The organism is Chryseobacterium sp. sg2396, assembly GCF_042610505.1.
Taxonomy (GTDB): Bacteria; Bacteroidota; Bacteroidia; order Flavobacteriales; family Weeksellaceae; genus Chryseobacterium.
The window spans coordinates 116,938-134,152 of record NZ_JBHGAQ010000013.1 but is presented as its reverse complement, the minus strand read 5'-3'; the positions used below and the strand labels follow the sequence as shown (position 1 = coordinate 134,152).

General features: G+C 39.2%; 22 protein-coding genes and 1 tRNA gene. 15 read left to right on the top strand and 8 right to left on the bottom strand.

The features are described 5' to 3' along the window. The first annotated feature begins 14 nt into the window (after positions 1-14). From ACED20_RS14475 to ACED20_RS14430, 10 genes are all read left to right on the top strand, one after another. The gene (locus ACED20_RS14475; RefSeq protein WP_294238859.1) at positions 15-437 is read left to right on the top strand and encodes a hypothetical protein; all 423 of its coding nucleotides are present in this window, start codon (positions 15-17) and stop codon (positions 435-437) included. A 13-nt stretch (positions 438-450) separates the two neighbouring features. Next, on the top strand, positions 451-1,770 hold the full coding sequence (locus ACED20_RS14470) for a hypothetical protein (RefSeq protein ID WP_294200485.1): 1,320 nt from the start codon (positions 451-453) through the stop codon (positions 1,768-1,770). 1 nt (position 1,771) lies between these two features. After that, positions 1,772-1,844: transfer RNA gene (locus tag ACED20_RS14465), tRNA-OTHER, on the top strand. Between the two features lie 181 nt (positions 1,845-2,025). Next, positions 2,026-2,499 (top strand): GNAT family N-acetyltransferase, encoded by a 474-nt coding sequence (locus ACED20_RS14460; protein ID WP_294200483.1) that lies wholly within the window; start codon positions 2,026-2,028, stop codon positions 2,497-2,499. A 26-nt stretch (positions 2,500-2,525) separates the two neighbouring features. After that, a complete protein-coding gene (locus ACED20_RS14455; protein WP_294238861.1) occupies positions 2,526-2,909 on the top strand; it encodes a M48 family metallopeptidase in 384 nt (127 codons plus the stop codon). 72 nt (positions 2,910-2,981) lie between these two features. Next, positions 2,982-3,647 carry a hypothetical protein gene (locus ACED20_RS14450; RefSeq protein WP_294238864.1) on the top strand — a complete coding sequence of 222 codons (666 nt, stop codon included), beginning with the start codon at positions 2,982-2,984 and terminating at the stop codon, positions 3,645-3,647. Positions 3,648-3,765: 118 nt separating this feature from the next. Continuing rightward, positions 3,766-4,386 carry a hypothetical protein gene (locus tag ACED20_RS14445; protein ID WP_345766419.1) on the top strand — a complete coding sequence of 207 codons (621 nt, stop codon included), beginning with the start codon at positions 3,766-3,768 and terminating at the stop codon, positions 4,384-4,386. Positions 4,387-4,604: 218 nt separating this feature from the next. Beyond that, the gene (gene tyrS, locus ACED20_RS14440; protein WP_345766420.1) at positions 4,605-5,804 is read left to right on the top strand and encodes a tyrosine--tRNA ligase; all 1,200 of its coding nucleotides are present in this window, start codon (positions 4,605-4,607) and stop codon (positions 5,802-5,804) included. Positions 5,805-5,872: 68 nt separating this feature from the next. Beyond that, on the top strand, positions 5,873-6,394 hold the full coding sequence (locus tag ACED20_RS14435) for a 3'-5' exoribonuclease domain-containing protein (RefSeq protein WP_295213746.1): 522 nt from the start codon (positions 5,873-5,875) through the stop codon (positions 6,392-6,394). Between the two features lie 21 nt (positions 6,395-6,415). Next, positions 6,416-6,883 (top strand): DUF2628 domain-containing protein, encoded by a 468-nt coding sequence (locus tag ACED20_RS14430; protein ID WP_294238878.1) that lies wholly within the window; start codon positions 6,416-6,418, stop codon positions 6,881-6,883. Between the two features lie 32 nt (positions 6,884-6,915). Here ACED20_RS14430 and ACED20_RS14425 read toward each other — a convergent pair whose 3' ends face one another. From ACED20_RS14425 to panD, 4 genes are all read right to left on the bottom strand, one after another. Then, on the bottom strand, positions 6,916-7,587 hold the full coding sequence (locus tag ACED20_RS14425) for a TerD family protein (RefSeq protein ID WP_294238881.1): 672 nt from the start codon (positions 7,585-7,587) through the stop codon (positions 6,916-6,918). Position 7,588: 1 nt separating this feature from the next. Beyond that, positions 7,589-8,164, bottom strand: coding sequence for a TerD family protein (locus ACED20_RS14420; protein ID WP_294199837.1), 576 nt, complete (start codon positions 8,162-8,164; stop codon positions 7,589-7,591). Positions 8,165-8,289: 125 nt separating this feature from the next. Then, entirely contained in the window at positions 8,290-9,318 is a 1,029-nt protein-coding gene (locus ACED20_RS14415) for a lysylphosphatidylglycerol synthase transmembrane domain-containing protein (protein ID WP_294199835.1), read from the bottom strand. 9 nt (positions 9,319-9,327) lie between these two features. Beyond that, on the bottom strand, positions 9,328-9,678 hold the full coding sequence (gene panD, locus ACED20_RS14410) for an aspartate 1-decarboxylase (protein WP_294199834.1): 351 nt from the start codon (positions 9,676-9,678) through the stop codon (positions 9,328-9,330). Positions 9,679-10,077: 399 nt separating this feature from the next. Here panD and ACED20_RS14405 point away from each other — a divergent pair, with 399 nt between their 5' ends. Next, positions 10,078-10,389 carry an HU family DNA-binding protein gene (locus ACED20_RS14405; RefSeq protein ID WP_294199833.1) on the top strand — a complete coding sequence of 104 codons (312 nt, stop codon included), beginning with the start codon at positions 10,078-10,080 and terminating at the stop codon, positions 10,387-10,389. Between the two features lie 63 nt (positions 10,390-10,452). On the opposite strand, the gene pdxH is transcribed toward ACED20_RS14405, so the two are convergent. Then, a complete protein-coding gene (gene pdxH, locus ACED20_RS14400) occupies positions 10,453-11,097 on the bottom strand; it encodes a pyridoxamine 5'-phosphate oxidase (protein ID WP_294228910.1) in 645 nt (214 codons plus the stop codon). 24 nt (positions 11,098-11,121) lie between these two features. On the opposite strand from pdxH, the gene ACED20_RS14395 reads away from it, so the two are divergent. The 4 genes from ACED20_RS14395 (at position 11,122) to ACED20_RS14380 (ending at position 14,372) form a co-directional block, all read left to right on the top strand. Next, positions 11,122-11,670, top strand: a complete 549-nt coding sequence (locus tag ACED20_RS14395) for a YqgE/AlgH family protein (protein WP_294199831.1) — start codon at positions 11,122-11,124, stop codon at positions 11,668-11,670. A gap of 104 nt (positions 11,671-11,774) precedes the next feature. After that, positions 11,775-12,356: an N-acetylmuramoyl-L-alanine amidase gene (locus ACED20_RS14390; RefSeq protein ID WP_294238884.1), complete on the top strand. Its 582-nt coding sequence runs from the start codon at positions 11,775-11,777 to the stop codon at positions 12,354-12,356. Positions 12,357-12,865: 509 nt separating this feature from the next. Next, the gene (locus tag ACED20_RS14385) at positions 12,866-13,813 is read left to right on the top strand and encodes a hypothetical protein (RefSeq protein ID WP_294223384.1); all 948 of its coding nucleotides are present in this window, start codon (positions 12,866-12,868) and stop codon (positions 13,811-13,813) included. 43 nt (positions 13,814-13,856) lie between these two features. Then, positions 13,857-14,372, top strand: a complete 516-nt coding sequence (locus ACED20_RS14380) for a hypothetical protein (RefSeq protein ID WP_294334013.1) — start codon at positions 13,857-13,859, stop codon at positions 14,370-14,372. Positions 14,373-14,445: 73 nt separating this feature from the next. On the opposite strand, the gene ACED20_RS14375 is transcribed toward ACED20_RS14380, so the two are convergent. The 3 genes from ACED20_RS14375 to ACED20_RS14365 all read right to left on the bottom strand — a co-directional run bounded on the left by ACED20_RS14375 (position 14,446) and on the right by ACED20_RS14365 (position 17,086). Then, complete coding sequence (locus ACED20_RS14375) at positions 14,446-15,258, bottom strand: aminotransferase class IV (protein WP_294223387.1); 813 nt, start codon at positions 15,256-15,258, stop codon at positions 14,446-14,448. Between the two features lie 76 nt (positions 15,259-15,334). Next, positions 15,335-15,721 carry an START-like domain-containing protein gene (locus tag ACED20_RS14370; protein WP_294199078.1) on the bottom strand — a complete coding sequence of 129 codons (387 nt, stop codon included), beginning with the start codon at positions 15,719-15,721 and terminating at the stop codon, positions 15,335-15,337. Between the two features lie 189 nt (positions 15,722-15,910). Beyond that, positions 15,911-17,086 carry an aspartate aminotransferase family protein gene (locus ACED20_RS14365; RefSeq protein ID WP_294238891.1) on the bottom strand — a complete coding sequence of 392 codons (1,176 nt, stop codon included), beginning with the start codon at positions 17,084-17,086 and terminating at the stop codon, positions 15,911-15,913. Positions 17,087-17,215 lie beyond the last annotated feature (129 nt).

Genomic DNA, 17,215 nt, shown 5'->3' with positions numbered 1-17,215 from the left:
TTTAAATTAGAGCCATGGAATTAATTATGAATATTGTCTGCCAGGTATACTTTGACGAAAAGTCAACCGAAAAGATATTTGAACTTCTTAACCTATATCTGCCGAAATACGAAGAGCTGAATTTAGATTATACCCTAAAGGAAGGCTTTAAAAGTCATTATGAAATGATTGAGTATTTTGTAATCACGGACAATATCCGCCAGACATTTTACTGGAATCAGCAGCATGATAACCCTAACAACCTTATGTTTGGCGTTAATATAACAGATGATAACAAAACCGTATTCAGCCTGACGATTGACGGAACTATTTCATTGGCGGAAATTTATTTAAAGGATCTAAAGCAGAAATTAAATTCCGATGTCGGAGTTATTACTTTTGTGAATCCTGCAGAATATCAGAATGGAGCTGATTTTAAAGAGATATCAGCCGGTTAATATTTAGAAAACGATGCATAATATTCAGAATCTTTATAAAAGCCTGAACGAGCGCAAGCGCCCGGAAGATATTGCAGAGCTCATTGCTGATCTTATGCATGATAAACTCACAGTTGCTGAAAATGAAATTCTTAAAACAGCTGCACAGAGTGCCTTAAACAGAAATTTTTTCGGATACACATCCATGCTGGAAAGTTTCGGTGAAGTCATCGGAGCCGACAGGCAGATTAACAAAGCTCTTGAAATCTTCAAGGTTCAAAACTTTTCAGATTCGGATTACAGTAAGACCGAAGGAATTGAACTTTTTTTATATGGTATTTCTCCTCTAATTTCAAAATCGGTAGGTCAGAATAATTTCAAAACGGACCGGCTGAATAAGGTAGAGCGAAAAGAAGCAGGCCTTCATATCTCAAGGAGGAGCTACAACAAAAAATGGCGCCTCCTGAAAAGGATTGAAAAAAGACTTCAGAAATGTATTGTTGAACATAAAAAACTGGAATTCCAGAAGATTTCAAAACATGGTTTAAGCCACACTATTGCTTTTAAGGATTTCAATTCAGATCTAAACACAGCCTGTTTCATTGCTTACTATAACGCACGTTGCAATGTAAGAAGTGTCTTTACCAATCATAGCCAGGAAAGACCTTTTGATGAAATCTGTGACATGTTATTTAAAAGATGCGTCCACAATAGCGAATCTACGAACTGGTGGGCGATCTCCCATATCTACACGAGTGATGAAACATTATCTTATTTAACGGAGGAACAAAAGGGGTTGCTTTTAGGAAAATGGACCTCAGTAATTCAGGAAATTGCGGAATTTCTGGGTGATTTATGGAAAAACAATGACATTAACAGGAAGACCATGACAGTACGAAGAGGAAATGATTCGTCTACATGGAATAATACTGCCGGAGCCTGGAATAAAGCCAGAGACAGCTGGATGAATCTTATCTATTCCTTAGGAATGGAATTTATTCTGGATGATCTCTGCTTTGGGAAAGCCATGAGATTGATGGCCGCTGATGTCGTTGCCTGGCATTATGCAACCGGTGGTAAAATTGATCCTGATACGGAAGTCTGGAATAAACTTCCGCTACCTTGGGAAGTTTTTGAAGGAAAAGCTTTTTGTAATAAAAAATTAATTGCTGATATTTGCAGGGAAGTGGGAACAGATCCGGAAAAATCCGGATGGATCGCCCCAAGAATGCATACGGTTGCAAAATTTAAACCTACCCCCGAACTTGTGCACGGCGTAATGGTTTCAAATCCGTTTATGGCAAAAATACTTAAAAAAAATAAATTTTTCTCGGGGAAAATTAATAATAATTAAAGACAGGTTAATTCAGTGGTAGAATGTCCGGCTCTTCTTCCGGATCGACGCAGGTTCGAGCCCTGCACCTGTCTGTTTCCCGGTATGGCTTAGCTGCAGAGCATCCGGCCCTTCACCCGGGATAGCAAAGGTTCAAGCTCTGTTATCAGAATAAAGTTTATAAAGATAAGAACCTCAATTAAAAATTTCAGATCAAACAATGGAAAATGAAAATCTCCAAGATAAAATTTTAGTTGAACACATCGAAACCCCCTTATGAAACAACCTCATCCCATTGAAATCATCCCTTTCTCCGATGACCTTCAGGACTATATCAAAATCCTTAATTATGAATGGCTGGAAAAATATTTCAGGATCGAAGAAGGTGATCGGGTTTCGTTGTCCGATCCGAAAAAAGAAATTATTGAGAAAGGCGGATTCATCTTTTACGCAAAACTTAACGGTGAAATCGTAGGAACAGCCTCTTTATTGAAAAAATCAGGCACTGTTTTCGAGCTCGGTAAAATGGCTGTTTCCGGAAAAGCTCAGGGCCACGGGATCGGAACGGTACTGCTTGAGCATTGTATCAAATATGCCGAAGAACTTTCCATCGAAAAACTGGTCCTGTATTCCAATACAAGGTTACAGTCTGCCATACATCTCTATAAAAAGTATGGCTTTCAGGAAATACCGCTTGAACCCGGACTTTATGAAAGAGCGGATATCAAGATGGAGAAACATTTAATGTAAGCATTTCACATTCATCATTTAAAATCATGAATATCATAATCAAAAGACTGGAAAACGTAAAAAAACTTCAGGCCAAACGTTGGGAAAATGAAGATCACTGGGATGCGATCAACGATCTTCTGATCAGGGAACTGGATGAAATTTTGCAGATTGAGCCGGAAAATACCTCAGCTCTGATCAATACCGGTGCGGTCTATTCCGATATGGGAGAAGACGAACAGGCACTGGCCCATCTGCACAGAGCATTACATCTCGGTTCTTCCGACAAAAACCTTTTCATCAACCTTGCGATTGTTATGGCCTACATGGGGAAACATCCGGAAGAGTACCACGAATACCTCGAAGAAGCAGAAGACAAAACGGAAGATCCGCTAACCTTTAAAGCCCATTTCAATCCCGAGTCCCGTTAGTCATTTTATTTAATTTTAAGCATCAAAAATCACTTAAAAACATCTTATCAAAAACTTTAAAAGCAAATAACTATGTTCACATTTTTTAAAAGAAAAAATCCTGAAGCAAACATCCGCTCCATTTCTGTCCCGACTTTCGGATGGGAAACCGTCGAACAGAATGATGAACGCATCGTTTGGGTAAATCCGGAGCAGAGCGCTCTGATTTCTCTTTATTTTTTTAACATTCCGCCCGATTTACCAACGGTTAAAAACGTAGAAGAATTACGGAATTTTTACCGGCAGTCGGTTGCAGAATCAGGAGGAGGCCTCGTTGAAGTGTCTGTATTCAAACTTCACGGTATCCCCAGCGTTAAAACTATTTTTAAAATGCCGCAGCCGGAACGCGGGATGACCTATCTTGCTTCCGTTACCATACCCTTTGAAAACTGCAGTTTTGTAATTAAAGCCCAGGCAGTTGAAGTGGGAACAACGGGAATAAGAGACAATCTTGTATTAAGCCAATTTCTACAGACCGGCGAGGTCACTTTCGACGATGATGGACTGAAAAACTGGTTTGAAGACCCCTATGACGCTTCATTCAGAGAGGGAGCCCTTATGAATAAATCCGAAAGAGAGGAGTACGATAACGAATTTCCCGACCATCCGCTTTCCGTGGTTCGCCACCTGATTCACAAAGCCCTGAAGGAAATGGTATTAAATGATGACATAAAACATCTGCCTGCTTTCGATAAATAATAAAAATTAACGGCAAAAACAGAGTGCGTATGAAATATTACCGCTCTGTATTTTCATGTCCTTTTTTTCACTACCTTAGTCATGAAATTTACTGAAAAACAAGGCATCACATAACAGTATGGCAGGGAAACTTTACTTCATTAAGACCAATCCGGTTGTAGCAAAAATTAATTTGTACAACACACTCTGCCGCGAAGAAGAACACGTTCTTCCATTCTTACAGGATGATAAAAAAACAAGCCTGGAGCTCATCAAGAAAAAAATGCTTCATCATATTGACGATGTTTCAAAAGAAGAGCTGCTGGATATTTTCAGGTGGTTCGATGCCAGGTGCCAGGCGGACCCGGAAGAAATGCAAGGCCAGTTATTTACTCACGGGATTGATATTTTCCATGAGATCTGTGGCACTTCAGAAGTGGAAGCATTTCAAAAAATCCTGTCAGATTACGAGAAACATTCGCAAGTCAGCCTTTGCTACAAAGCAGATTCGGAAACATTCAACCCATTCCTTATCTACGGAATCTTTTTTTCTGGATTGAGGAATGAAAAAGATGAAACAGACTTGTATTTTAATTATCTGAAATCCAGCTATTCTAATCTTTTTTCCCTGGCAGAAACAGTATATCAGGAAAATAAATCTGCTGATATGCCGAAACAGGAAATGTACCGCCATTTTTCCGAGCTGTATGATTCCACTAAATTTTATAAGGGAAATATAGTAATGCTTCAACTGTTATAGCAGGATAATTTTTTACAACAGGAAAAAAACTTCTATATTTGCAAGCATGACGCAGCTCAGTAACATAGTACAACTGCCTTTCTTCAGCAATTATTATTACCCGGCTTATTATTGTTCGGGAAAGCTTCTGTAAATATATTTCAGTAAAAAAAATTAACTAAAACAATAGAGAACCCGGACCCATCGTCCGGGTTTTTCATATTTAAAATTCAAAAAAAATGATCCGTATATTAAAAGAAAATGCAGAAATCATTCTGCCACAAAACGGCCTGGAAGAAAAAGCAGTACAGGCAGGAAAAGAAAACAGGAAGCTTATCATAAAACTGGGCTTCGATCCTACCGCTCCGGATCTGCATTTGGGGCATGCCGTCGTATTGAAAAAGCTGAAGCAGTTTCAGGAATTGGGCCATCAGGTAATCATCGTAGTCGGAAGCTTTACGGCAAGAATTGGGGATCCGACCGGTAAAAATAAAGCCCGGCAACCCTTAAATGCTGAAGAAGTGAAGCATAATGCAGAAACCTACATCAGCCAGCTTGCCAAAGTGATTGATGTTGAAAAAGCAAAAATAGTATTCAATTCCGACTGGCTGGATGCGCTGCCTTTTTCAGAAGTCATTCAGCTCATGTCTCAAGTAACGGTGGCGCAGCTGCTGCAGCGGAACGATTTCAGCAAAAGATTTACCGAAAATATCCCAATTGCCATGCATGAGCTGGTATACCCGATTCTTCAGGGATTCGATTCGGTACAGATTGAATGCGATATAGAGATGGGCGGAACCGATCAGCTGTTCAACTGTACCATGGGGAGGCAGCTTCAGGAAATCCACGGAAGATCACCGCAAATTGTCATGTGCATGCCGTTGCTTAAAGGCCTGGACGGTAAAGAAAAAATGAGTAAATCTTTAAAAAACACCATCGGATTAACAGATACACCGAATGAGATGTTCGGAAAAACCATGTCCATTCCGGATACCCTGATCAATGAGTTTATTGATCTTACTACCGATTTTTCCGTTGAAGAAAAAGAAAATCTGAAGCTCAGGATTAAAGATGGCGAAAATCCGATGTACATTAAAAAGCTTATCGCCAAAAACATCATTACGCAATATCACGATCCTGAATCCGCAGAACAGGCTGAAATGTTTTTCACGAACCAGTTTCAAAATAAAAATGATGATGAAAAAGTGTTTGAGCCGGTTTCTTTAAATTCACTGAATAATCGTCAGGAAAGCATGACTCTTTCAGAACTCTGTCATCAGCTGAAAAACAAAGAAAGCAAGTCTTTTATCCGCAGGCTCATTATCAACGGCGGGATTCAGATCAATCATCAGAAAATAACTGATCCCGATGAAAAAGTTGCAGTAACCAAAGGAACAAAAATCAAGATCGGAAAAAGAAGTTTTTTTGAACTTTTATAAATACCGGATTTTCAGAGTCAATTTTTTGATATATTCGTCAGGTCAAAAATTAATAAAAAATAAAGGATATGAGCTACATCATGGTCGATATAGAATCGGACGGCCCGATTCCCGGGGATTTTTCAATGGTCTGTTTCGGAGCGGTTCTGGTAGACGAAAATCTGGACAGAACTTTCTATGGAAGATTAAAACCGATTTCCGAAAATTATAATCCTGATGCGCTGGCGGTTTCAGGATTTGCGAGAGAGGAAACCCTGGACTTTGACGATCCCAAAGAGATCATGCTGAAATTTGCTGCCTGGATAGAAGAGCATTCCAAAGGCCGGCCGATTTTCATCAGCGACAATAATGGCTTCGACTGGATGTTCATCTGCTGGTATTTCCATCATTTCATCGGACGGAATCCATTCGGTTTTTCGTCCAGGAGGCTTTCCGATCTGTATTGCGGACTGGAAAAAGATACTTTCGCACAGTGGAAGCATTTGAGGAAAACGGAACATACCCATCATCCCGTAGATGATGCCCGGGGAAATGCGGAAGTGTTGTTGTATATGAAAGACGAAATGGGACTGAAAATCGCGCTGAGGTAATTTATTATTTTAACACTAACTATGAAAAACGATATTGAACTTTATAAAAGCTTCTTTCAGAAAAGAGATGATTATTATCTGGAAAAGCTGGACAAATATAACCAAAGCAAAAAATTTACTTTTAATTATGCCACATTAATCTTTGGAATATTCTGGTTTCTTTACAGAAAAATGTATATTGAAGTTATAATTATTTATTCATTAATTTCCTTAGAGAGTTTATTTGAAAATTTATTCCTTAAAAGACTGATTGGTGAGGAAAGAACGGTTATTTTTAGTCTTTGCGTTACCGTATTGTTTATAATAACCACAGGATTTTCAGGAAATCTGCTATATCTGAAAAAAGCAATGAGAACAGTTAGTAAAGCCCAAAAAAAGTATCCTGATTTTGAAAACCAGAATAGTTATGTCGCTAAAAAAGGAGGCACAAGTTTTATTGTAATTTCAATTATAATTATATCTCTTGTTTTAATTTTAGCACTACAATAAACCAATACAAGTATGCTTTACCTGCATAATTTTTAATACGTATACGGCACCAGTACCTCAATAAAATTATCCGTTTTATGGGGTTCCCCGATGGCACGGAATTTCCAGTCGCCGTTATAACGGTACGCTTCCGCAAAAACCATGGAGCACATACCGTTCATGCTTTCATCACCGGAAAGACTGAATTTGGTAATTTCCTTTCCCCTCGCATCAACAGCCCGGATAAAAGCATTTTCGATCATCCCGAAATGCTGCCTGTTCGCAAGTCCCTGATAAATTGACACGACGAAAACGATCTTCTGATAGCGCTCGTCCAGTTCATCCAGCTTTACAATGATCTGCTCATCATCGCCATCCCCCGCACCGGTCCTGTTGTCACCGGTAAGCCAGATCTTTCCGCTCGGATGCCGCATGGAATTAAAGTAGATCACATCACTTTTGTACAGGACAATTTCGCGCCCGTTGCCTGCCGGGAATGTTTTTCCCATATCTGCCACCTTTCCGTTTTTATCGAGCAGAAAGGCAATGGCATCCAGATCATATTCCGCGCCGCTACTACTGCCGAAAAGACGGTTGAGAAAGCCTCCGGAGCGGCGTACATCCCAGCCCAGGCCAATGGTTACGGAAGAAAGATCATATATTTCGCCACCGTTGTCGCTTTTGCGCAGATTGATGGTCTGCCCCTTCTGTAAATTGATCGCCATATTATTTTATAATTTGCCCTTTGTAATATTTTTCCAGAAAAAAACCGAGATCTGCACGGTAGCCGATGCCCGAAGCCTCAAACTTCCAGCTTCCGCCCCGCTTGTACAGTCTTCCGAATTCAATTCCCGTCTCGATGGAAAAGTCCTCATCGAGTTCATATTTGGCAATTTCCTGGTGCGTCATGTTATCGATAATCCGGATATAGGAATTTCTCACCTGTCCGAAATTCTGCTTTCTTCTTTCAAAATCTTCAATGGTTACCACGAAAAGGATTTCCTCAACCCGCGAATCTACTTTTTCCAGGTCCACGATAATCGCTTCATCATCGTCACCGTCGCTGTTTTTCCCGCTTGGATCGTCGCCGGTATGCGTAAGGGCGCCGTCGGGAGAATTCAGGTTGTTATAGAAAACGAAATATTCCTCACTTACCAGTTTACGGTCGGCATCGATCATAATTGCCGAAGCATCAAGGTCGAAATCATATCCCATGCCCTCATTAGGATCCCAGCCCAGACCGATGGTCATTTTGGTAAATCCAATTTCTATCCGCTGACCTTTCTGTAAATTAATTGCCATAATTATAAATGTGTTGTTCCCTCTAAATTAGTGTTCATCCGGGAATTTTCCAAATGAAATCTGCAAAATTATCTGGTACAAAAAAATCCGGCGATGTGCCGGGTTTTAGAATATGTCTCTTCATCTTATGATTCGGATACCGTATTTTCGGTCAGCCTATTTCTTGCCTTAGCCAGCATCGGAATGGAAACAAGTCCCATCACCAGCATGATTACGATCTGCAACGGCAGTGAAATAAAAGAATAGGTTAATCCTATTTCTCCACCCAGCTCGCCGCTTTTTCCCATGGAAATAAACAGGGCCATAAAACCGTACTTCATTGCCAGGTTAAAAGCTCCGATGCCACCGCTTGCAGGGATGATCATCCCGAAAGTTCCCACAACGAGAATCAAAAATCCGTCATCAAAAGTAAAATCCGAAGTTTCCGGCAGTGCAAAACACACGAGATAGGCTGCAAAATAATAAGAAATCCAGATGCCTGCCGTATAAAGGATGAATTTCCCTTTCTGTTTCAATTTAAATACGGAGGTAATTCCTTCCAGAACACCATCAATGAACCGGATGATCTTATCGAGAACAGGAACATTCGCCAGTTTTTTTTTAAACACAAAAAACAATATCGCACCGACAGTTAAAACCGCTGCACCCATCAGAATTTTATCCGGATTAAGTTCTATTCCTGAATTTTTATAAAAAGAATAAATCACCTCTCCTTTAAAGATCAGGGTCAGGCCGAGGAATACGACCATACACACCAGATCCACAACCCTTTCCAGAATAATGGTCCCGAAAGACTGGTCTACCGGAACTTTTTCAACCCCATATAAAGCGGTTGCCCGTGCCACTTCCCCGCTTCTGGGAATGGTAAGGTTCATCAGGTAACCGAATGAAATCGACCACAGCGAATTGGAGTCTGAAATATGATGTCCCATCGGCTCGAGCATCAGGTTCCACCGGATGGCCCGGAACCAGTAGGCTGCGATTCCGAAACAGGCCGCCAGTAAAACCCACCAGTAATTGGCTTTTGCCAATGATTTTTGGATCACCTTAAAATCCAGTCCTTTTAGAGCAAACCATAAAAAAAAGCCTGCAAAAGCAAGCGAGATTACAATGGTAAGGATTGTTTTTAAAGGCTTTTTTGATTTGTTTTCCATCCTGTTACGTTACGTCAAAAGATTGGTTTTTTCGTCCGGGAAAACGATTTTCGGCTGAAAAGCCTGCGCTTCCTCGGGAGTCATCTGTGCGTAAGCGATGATAATGATGATATCGTCTTTCTGTACTTTTCTTGCAGCCGGCCCATTAAGACAAACCTCGCCCGATTTTCTTTTTCCTTTGATCACATACGTATCAAAACGCTCTCCGTTGTTTACATTTACGATATAAACCCGCTCTCCCACTACCAGTCCTGCCGCTTCGATCAGCTCTTCATCTATGGTAATACTTCCTATATAATTAAGGTCAGAAGCCGTAACTCTCACCCTGTGAATTTTAGACTTAAAAACTTCTATTAACATGGTGCAAATTTATTAATAATAATTTACAAAACCGCCTTTTACAATGAATTTAAAACTAACAGATACACAGCACATTAATTTCTTTAAATATAATTTTTGAAGATTTTACTTACCGAATTTATAAACATATCCTGAAAACCCTTAATTCTTGATATTAAATTCAGGATTTAATAAATGTTAAAAATAAATTTCAAAATTTACTAAAGTCAATACAGATAAGCAATTGGCATGATTTTAGCAACGTGTAACGTAGATTTTTCGTAAGATCCTGAATTATGATATTTTAACCAATTTTACTTAAAATTAAAAAAATTAATTATTTTTTTACAATAAAATTGCACATTTATAAAATAGTATTATATTTGCTATACTAACGAACTAACTTTAATAATAAAAATTATGAACAAGTCTGAATTAATCGACGCAATCGCAAAAGATGCAGGGATCACTAAAGTTGCAGCCAAAGCTGCTTTGGAATCATTCATCAACAACGTAATGACTACTTTAAAGAAGAAAGACGGAAAAGTTTCTTTAGTAGGATTCGGAACTTTCTCAGTAGCAGAGAGAGCAGCAAGACAGGGAATCAATCCTGCCACTAAAAAGCCGATCAACATCGAAGCAAAAACCGTTGCTAAATTCAAGGCAGGTGCTGATCTTTCAGCTGCCGTAGCTTCAGCTAACGCTCCTGCTCCAGCCAAAAAGAAAAAATAATCAATTAAGATTATAATAATAAACCTCATCATCCGATGAGGTTTTTTTATGCCTGATACCGGTTTACGGTGCCAGTCTTGAGATCTTCCATTCGAAATCGTCTGTCAGTTCATAGATAATCCGGTCGTGCAGACGGTTCGGCCTTCCCTGCCAGAATTCTATTTCATAAGGTTTTGCGATATATCCGCCCCAGTTTTCAGGTCTTGGAATCTCAGTACTTTCATATTCCTTTTCAAGTTCCTTAAGCCTCGTTTCCAGAAATTCACGGTTGGGAATTTCACGGCTCTGCGGAGAAACTATGGCACCGAGCTGGCTTCCTTTCGGTCTGGAATGAAAATAGCCGTCGCTCAGGTTTTCAGCAATACGTTCCAGGTTCGCTTTTATGATGATCTGCCGTTCCAGGCCGGGCCAGAAAAAATGCAGGCAGGCTTTATGGGTTTCCTCAATAGCACGACCTTTTCTGCTGTCGTAATTGGTGTAAAAAATAAATCCTTCATAGGTATAAGCTTTCAGCAGAACCATCCGGGTACGCGGGCAGCCGTCTTCCTCCAAGGTAGAAACCGCCATTGCATTGGCTTCGGAAATGTTCGGATTTTCGCCGGCTTCCGCATACCAATCCCGGAATTGCTCCATGGGATTTTGTTTTATCTCACTTTCAATAAGTTGGGATTTATCATACACTTTTCTTTTATCGTGCAGGTTTTCCATAAATATTTTTTATTAAATTTGAGTATGAATTACTCTTACAAAGGTAAAATATTAATTTCCACACCTGACATTTCCGGCGATATTTTTTCCCGATCGGTAGTGCTTGTTGTTGAGCACAATGAAAATGGTGCTTTCGGTTTAATATTGAATAAAAAGAACAGCCAGATGAGCAGTAAGTTCAAGGATTTTTTTGATTTTAAAATCGAAGTGTATGATGGAGGACCGGTGGAAAATGACAAAGTTTTCTTTATAGTAAAAGGCAAGAAAGTTACCGAAATTTACACGGAAATAACTTCTGAATTTTATCTTACGGAAGATATCGAAAACATTATCAGTGCCGTTCTAAACGGGGAGCTGGATATTAACGATGTAAAGATATTTTCCGGATATTCCGGATGGACAGCGTTGCAACTCGACGGCGAGATCCAGCGGAAAGTGTGGACCGTAGTGGATGTCTACAATCTTGATTACACTCTGCCGAATGACCAGACCTTATGGAAATCGATTATGCAGAATCTTGGCGGTGAATACCTGCTGTGGGCCAATTCTCCTGAAGATATTTCACTGAATTAAAATTTATCTTGCAAGCTGAATAAAAATTTAACAAATTTTAAGAATCCATTAACTAAGTTTAAGCCTGGAATTGCCGTTATTTGTTAAACCAAAATCTCAGCGATATGAAAGGAATAAAACTATTGGCTTTAGCCGCTTTTTCAGCAGCATTTTTATCCTTTACCCCTGAAAATAAAAAGCTAATCGTAATCGATGCCGGCCATGGCGGAAACGATATGGGAGCCCATCGAAACGGGATTTATGAGAAAGATATTGTCCTCAGCATCGGAAAAGAGATCCAAAAATTCAATGCTACCCAAAGTAAATATGAAGTTATCTTGACCCGCGATAGCGATACCGACCTCCCGCTGAGCGAGCGCACCATATTTATTAATCAGCTTCATCCTGAACTGGTTATTTCTTTGCACATCAACAGCAGTGCCGACCGTCATTCTACACAGGAAGGCCCGGAAATATACACGCAGAATACAGAAAATTCAAAAAAACTTGCCGAAAGAATTTCCAGAAAGTTCAATGTTCAGAAGATCGAAGATAGAAACCTTCATATTTTAAGAGAATCCAAAGTTCCTGCGGTCATTATGGAATTGGGATTTGTCAATAATCCAAAAGATGAAACCTATATGAGCAGCGAAGCAGGCCAAAAGGAAATTGCCCGGAAACTAACAGAAGTCTTCAAAGAATATTAAGATAACAAATTCTGACCTGTTCAGAATAAAACCCGGTAAAGGACTGTGATACGTTGTTTACCGGGTTTGTCAATTTAGAGTGATATATATTATTGATTTAGAACTTTGTTGTTATCTAGAAAGGATCTTACAAAATATCTGTCACAAATAATAACTCCACTTTTAGAATAGCATGGGATTAAAAAAATTAATAATTTGTTCATAAATAATTTTGTGGTACCACAAAAATTTACATATTTTTGCTCTGTTAAAAAATTAATTACAATGAAAAAAACTCTAATCATGAGCTTGGTTGTCGGCTCATTATTTTCTTCTTGTTCTTCGGAAAGAGAATTTGACACTGAAGCAAATTATAAATCAAATGCAAAAATATCAGCTTAAGGACGTGAATCCGTTTGTGATTTCTTTGAAAATTCTACCGCAAGTACTGTTATTCCGGGCATAAAAGCTGTCAATTTAGATACAGTCTCGCTACTTCATGCCAAAACAACATCTTAGTATTTCCTACATTGCAGGATTATGAAACAGCTATTGTAAAATTAGATCAGCAGATTGAAGATTACAATGATGCTTTTGATCAGCAAACTGCCGGTATGACAGATGAAGAAGCAGATGATTATGCTGAATCAGTAGGCTTTGATGAAAATCAGCCACTAATTGATTTTGAAAAAGATCTGCATTTTTGCTCCCTAAGACAATACCTGGCCGAACTGGATGATACGTGGCTAGATCAACAAGGTGACGGAGCATGGGATTTAAATACGGCTCCTGATGAATATTATATAGACGATGAAACAGAAAGGGCATTATTAAGCTTAGGTTCAGAATTTATTGTTGGTGACTGTAAAAACGGTTATACGCTTTATAAAAGATATGATTGGGGATACGCAAGTTTTCCTATCAATGATATCGGAACAGCAACTGATATTCTGACTGCCTTAAACAACATTACCAACCCTACACAACAACCGATCAATATTGTCGGAGCTACTCAAGGACAAGTATCACAAGCTGTAGAGCCTTATAAAGATTCAGGGGTAACCGTTGTTGCTACTGTCCCTGCTCCACAAGGCGGTTATTGCCACAGTGAGATTAAAGATAAAGGTGAACATTTATTTAGTTCTGAAAGGAGAATAATGTGGAAGCATAAGTTTAAAGATGCTCATTTCCCTAATTTTTCAGGACAAACATTAATGAAAACTTTTACAAAATCATTTAGAAAGAAGAAAGGAAAGTGGAAAAAATTTAAAGCTACTATTTTTACAGGTTTTTATGGAAAAACGGCAACAGCTTATCAATGCAACGATTATGGTGACCAACCATTAACCGGCAAAGAAAGAAGGAGGAAAAAAGTTAAAAAAAGAGAATATATACTTGGGGATTTGGCCGTGAAACAGAATGTATTTTTTAGTGTACATAAACAAGAAGGAAATTCTTATCAAAATGAAGTGTATTAATATAAATAAAAACATTGAGAGCAAGTCTCTCAATGTTTTGTTTTTGTTTTTAACAATCTTTGCATATTCACAACAATACCCTTTAAAATACGGTGTAAAAGCAGGCTGGAACTATTCTAATGTAAACGCAATAGATGAAAACGGTGAGCCGTCAGGATATTTAAGCGATATTATTGATGAAGCCTATGCAGGTTTTGTTTTGGAAAAGCAAATTTCCAGGAAATCATATCTGCAAGTTGCTCCTACTGTCTCATATACGGAATCAGTAACCTTTGTTGAGTTACCTATATATTACAAACATGATTTTTACAGAAAATTTTCATTTGTAATAGGCCCGAAACTCAATTATATTCCGGATGAACAGTATAATAATTTTTATTATTTCCGCAGAAGATTTGGCATCAGTGGAGACATCGGGTTGAACTATAAAATATCCGATCATTTTACTTTGGAAGGAAGCTTTTCAAAAGGATTCACCAAACAGTTTGATCAATTGATATTAACTTATTACCATGCGCGGCGGGATGTTTACAGAATTGGATTAATTTATTTCTTCTGACATTTTTCATCGCATCAAAAAACCCGACAATCTCTGCCGGGTTTCATTTATTTAAAATTTATGAAAATGTTCACTATAAAAAACTGTTTCTCCAGTTTTCCGTCAGTTCTTTGAGACGGGTATTTCCAAAGGTTTTATTCCTGATTTTGCCCACGGTGAAAATTCCTTTTTCATCGGAAATCAACAGGATCTCTTCAGCTTTCTGAGATTCAAAAGCAATGATCTCATGCTCCTGGATATCGGCAAGGTTGTTCTTATGCAGGAAGGTTACAAAATTTTCCATCAAAGGCGAAATGTAAGCTCCTTCAGTCTGTTTAGGGATTTTAATAACGTTTCCTTCCAGAAAAAGCAGATTTCCAAAAGTCGTACGGGCAATCCTTTTATTAGGATTCAGGAGAATTACATCATCCAGGTCATTTTCCTGGGCATAAATCTCCCCGTAAATGTTTTCCGGGCTATGAACACGGATATTGCTTAAAAGGTTATTATTAACGTTAATTTCCTTTATTAAATCAAGCTCCAAAGGTCTTTCTTGAACCGCCAGTACATCTGCCGTTTCAGCGATTTCATAAAAATAAGAAACCGAAGACTTCGATAAAGTGATGCCATCCGTATTCCGGAAAACCAGGAAGTTGACGATTCCGTCCTGGATCCCTTTTCCTTCGATTATCTCCGTTCTGAAAAGTGACTGGAAAAATTCCAGGGTATAGCTTAAAGGGATGTTCAGCCTCATTTTCCGCATGGAAGCCATCAGGAAGAAATAACACTCTTCATCCATGATCAGCTTACCATTCCTGATAAAAAATGAAACCTTTACCGCATCTCCTGAAAGGAAAGCCCTGTTCCGTACCGCTATTTCGTCTGATGTAAAATATTGATTGTCCACTTGTTTCTGATTTGTTTATAAAAAAATAATGAACGATAAATCGTTCATCAGTTTTATCATGCAGTACAGCCTACGTTTAGGCAGCACCTAGTTTAATTCTAAGGTTTTCAATAAGGTTTTCCCAATACATGGCGTTTTCATTTTCATCACCTTCCTCACAGAAGTCGGTAATGTTAAGGGAAAGATCTTCGGTAATATCGTCAATGGTGATCGTCATTTCAAAGAAATTTTTCGTTCCTTCATCTTCTTCCCAACGGAAACGCACAAAGCCTTCAGGCTTATACCTGATCAGCGTTGCCTTCTCAGCAGGTCCTCCGCCCCAGCTGAAAAAGAAGTCATCCCCTTTCTCTGTTACCTCATCCGCAAACCATTCAGACAACCCCTCCGCAGTCGCCAGATATTCGTATAAAATCTCTGAAAGACAGTGCATTGGGAATTCGTAATGGACTTTATGTTTCGCCATATATCTTTGTTTTAATCGTCCCGCAATATATAAATTAATTTTTTTATTACACAAAAATGTATTTATTTTTTTACATAATCTTTATGATATTTGTCAGAGATTTTTACATAAATGTTTAATAATAAATTCAGGAAAATCCGCCAGTTGCTCCCAATGAAAAAACGCTTCTGTGCAAAGCGTTTTTCCCTTTTAATTTTCGTTCAATATCTCAATAATGATCCTGCAGCCCTCTTCAATCTCCTCCCTGGAAATGTTGAGCGGCGGGGAAATCCTCAGATATTCATTCCTGTAAAGCTGCCAGAAAACGATAAGGCCCTTGTCCATACATCGTTTAGCTACATCGAGGGTATATTCCGGCGATCCAAGATTTACGGCCAGCATCAGGCCTTTGCCATTAATATTTTTAATGTTGGGATGCACCAGCAATGTCCTATACAATTGTTCTTTTTCTTCCACTTCATCCATCAGCCCGCTTTCCAGTACTTCCTGTAAAGTAGCCAGGCTGGATGCGGCGATCAGCGGATTTCCGCCAAAAGTGGTAATATGCCCCAGCTTCGGAGAATGGGTTAAGGTTTCCATAATTTCTCTCGAACTCATAAAGGCGCCTACCGGAACACCTCCGCCCATGCCTTTTCCCATTACGAGGATATCCGGAACAATTCCGAAATGTTCAAAAGAAAAAAGCTTGCCGGTCCTGCCGAATCCAGGCTGTATTTCGTCGAGGATCAGCAAAGCACCCACTTCCTCGCATCTTTTCTTTAATTTAATTAAATATTCCTTATCCGGAACAAGAAAGCCTGCTGCTCCCTGAATGGTTTCCATGATGACACAGGCCGTTTTCTCCGTGACTTTATTAAGGTCATGTTCATTATTGAATTCAATGAAAGAAACCATCGGCAGCAAAGGACGGAATTCCCTTTTGTGGAATTCATTTCCGGAAACGCTCAGCGCGCCGTGCGTATTCCCATGGTATGAGTTTTTGAAGGAAACGATCTCTTCTCTTCCGGTATATCTTTTGGCGAGCTTCAGGCTTCCATCGATAGCTTCTGCCCCACTGTTCACCAAATAAGTAATTTCGAGAGGCTCCGGTGTTGCTTCGGCCAGCAGCCTGCACAAAGCCACAGGCTTTTCCTGAGCGTATTCCCCATATACCATCACGTGAAGATACTTTTCCGCCTGTTCTTTGATGGCCTCAACAATCCTGGGATGCGAATGCCCCAATGTGTTTGCAGAAACCCCTGCTACGAAATCCAGGTATTTCCTTCCGTCTTTGCCATAAATATAGCTTCCTTCCGCTTTCTCAACTTCAAAGCCTGCGGCAAATTGTGTCGTCTGGGCCTGATAGGTAAAAAAATCTTTTTGCATGTCTGTTTCCTGAAAAATTTAAGCAAAGCTAAAAAACATTCGCCATATGCAGAAATAATCCCGATAGAATAAAAAAATCGCTTACAGTAAATCCTGTAAGCGATACCACCAAATCACAAAATATTAATA

What these genes read in the sequence shown, in the direction of transcription:
- ACED20_RS14475 (WP_294238859.1), top strand. Translation starts at nt 15, where the DNA reads ATGGAATTAATTATGAATATTGTCTGCCAGGTATACTTTGACGAAAAG.
- ACED20_RS14470 (WP_294200485.1), top strand. Translation starts at nt 451, where the DNA reads ATGCATAATATTCAGAATCTTTATAAAAGCCTGAACGAGCGCAAGCGC.
- ACED20_RS14460 (WP_294200483.1), top strand. Translation starts at nt 2,026, where the DNA reads ATGAAACAACCTCATCCCATTGAAATCATCCCTTTCTCCGATGACCTT.
- ACED20_RS14455 (WP_294238861.1), top strand. Translation starts at nt 2,526, where the DNA reads ATGAATATCATAATCAAAAGACTGGAAAACGTAAAAAAACTTCAGGCC.
- ACED20_RS14450 (WP_294238864.1), top strand. Translation starts at nt 2,982, where the DNA reads ATGTTCACATTTTTTAAAAGAAAAAATCCTGAAGCAAACATCCGCTCC.
- ACED20_RS14445 (WP_345766419.1), top strand. Translation starts at nt 3,766, where the DNA reads ATGGCAGGGAAACTTTACTTCATTAAGACCAATCCGGTTGTAGCAAAA.
- tyrS (WP_345766420.1), top strand. Translation starts at nt 4,605, where the DNA reads ATGATCCGTATATTAAAAGAAAATGCAGAAATCATTCTGCCACAAAAC.
- ACED20_RS14435 (WP_295213746.1), top strand. Translation starts at nt 5,873, where the DNA reads ATGAGCTACATCATGGTCGATATAGAATCGGACGGCCCGATTCCCGGG.
- ACED20_RS14430 (WP_294238878.1), top strand. Translation starts at nt 6,416, where the DNA reads ATGAAAAACGATATTGAACTTTATAAAAGCTTCTTTCAGAAAAGAGAT.
- ACED20_RS14425 (WP_294238881.1), bottom strand. Translation starts at nt 7,587, where the DNA reads ATGGCGATCAATTTACAGAAGGGGCAGACCATCAATCTGCGCAAAAGC.
- ACED20_RS14420 (WP_294199837.1), bottom strand. Translation starts at nt 8,164, where the DNA reads ATGGCAATTAATTTACAGAAAGGTCAGCGGATAGAAATTGGATTTACC.
- ACED20_RS14415 (WP_294199835.1), bottom strand. Translation starts at nt 9,318, where the DNA reads ATGGAAAACAAATCAAAAAAGCCTTTAAAAACAATCCTTACCATTGTA.
- panD (WP_294199834.1), bottom strand. Translation starts at nt 9,678, where the DNA reads ATGTTAATAGAAGTTTTTAAGTCTAAAATTCACAGGGTGAGAGTTACG.
- ACED20_RS14405 (WP_294199833.1), top strand. Translation starts at nt 10,078, where the DNA reads ATGAACAAGTCTGAATTAATCGACGCAATCGCAAAAGATGCAGGGATC.
- pdxH (WP_294228910.1), bottom strand. Translation starts at nt 11,097, where the DNA reads ATGGAAAACCTGCACGATAAAAGAAAAGTGTATGATAAATCCCAACTT.
- ACED20_RS14395 (WP_294199831.1), top strand. Translation starts at nt 11,122, where the DNA reads ATGAATTACTCTTACAAAGGTAAAATATTAATTTCCACACCTGACATT.
- ACED20_RS14390 (WP_294238884.1), top strand. Translation starts at nt 11,775, where the DNA reads ATGAAAGGAATAAAACTATTGGCTTTAGCCGCTTTTTCAGCAGCATTT.
- ACED20_RS14370 (WP_294199078.1), bottom strand. Translation starts at nt 15,721, where the DNA reads ATGGCGAAACATAAAGTCCATTACGAATTCCCAATGCACTGTCTTTCA.
- ACED20_RS14365 (WP_294238891.1), bottom strand. Translation starts at nt 17,086, where the DNA reads ATGCAAAAAGATTTTTTTACCTATCAGGCCCAGACGACACAATTTGCC.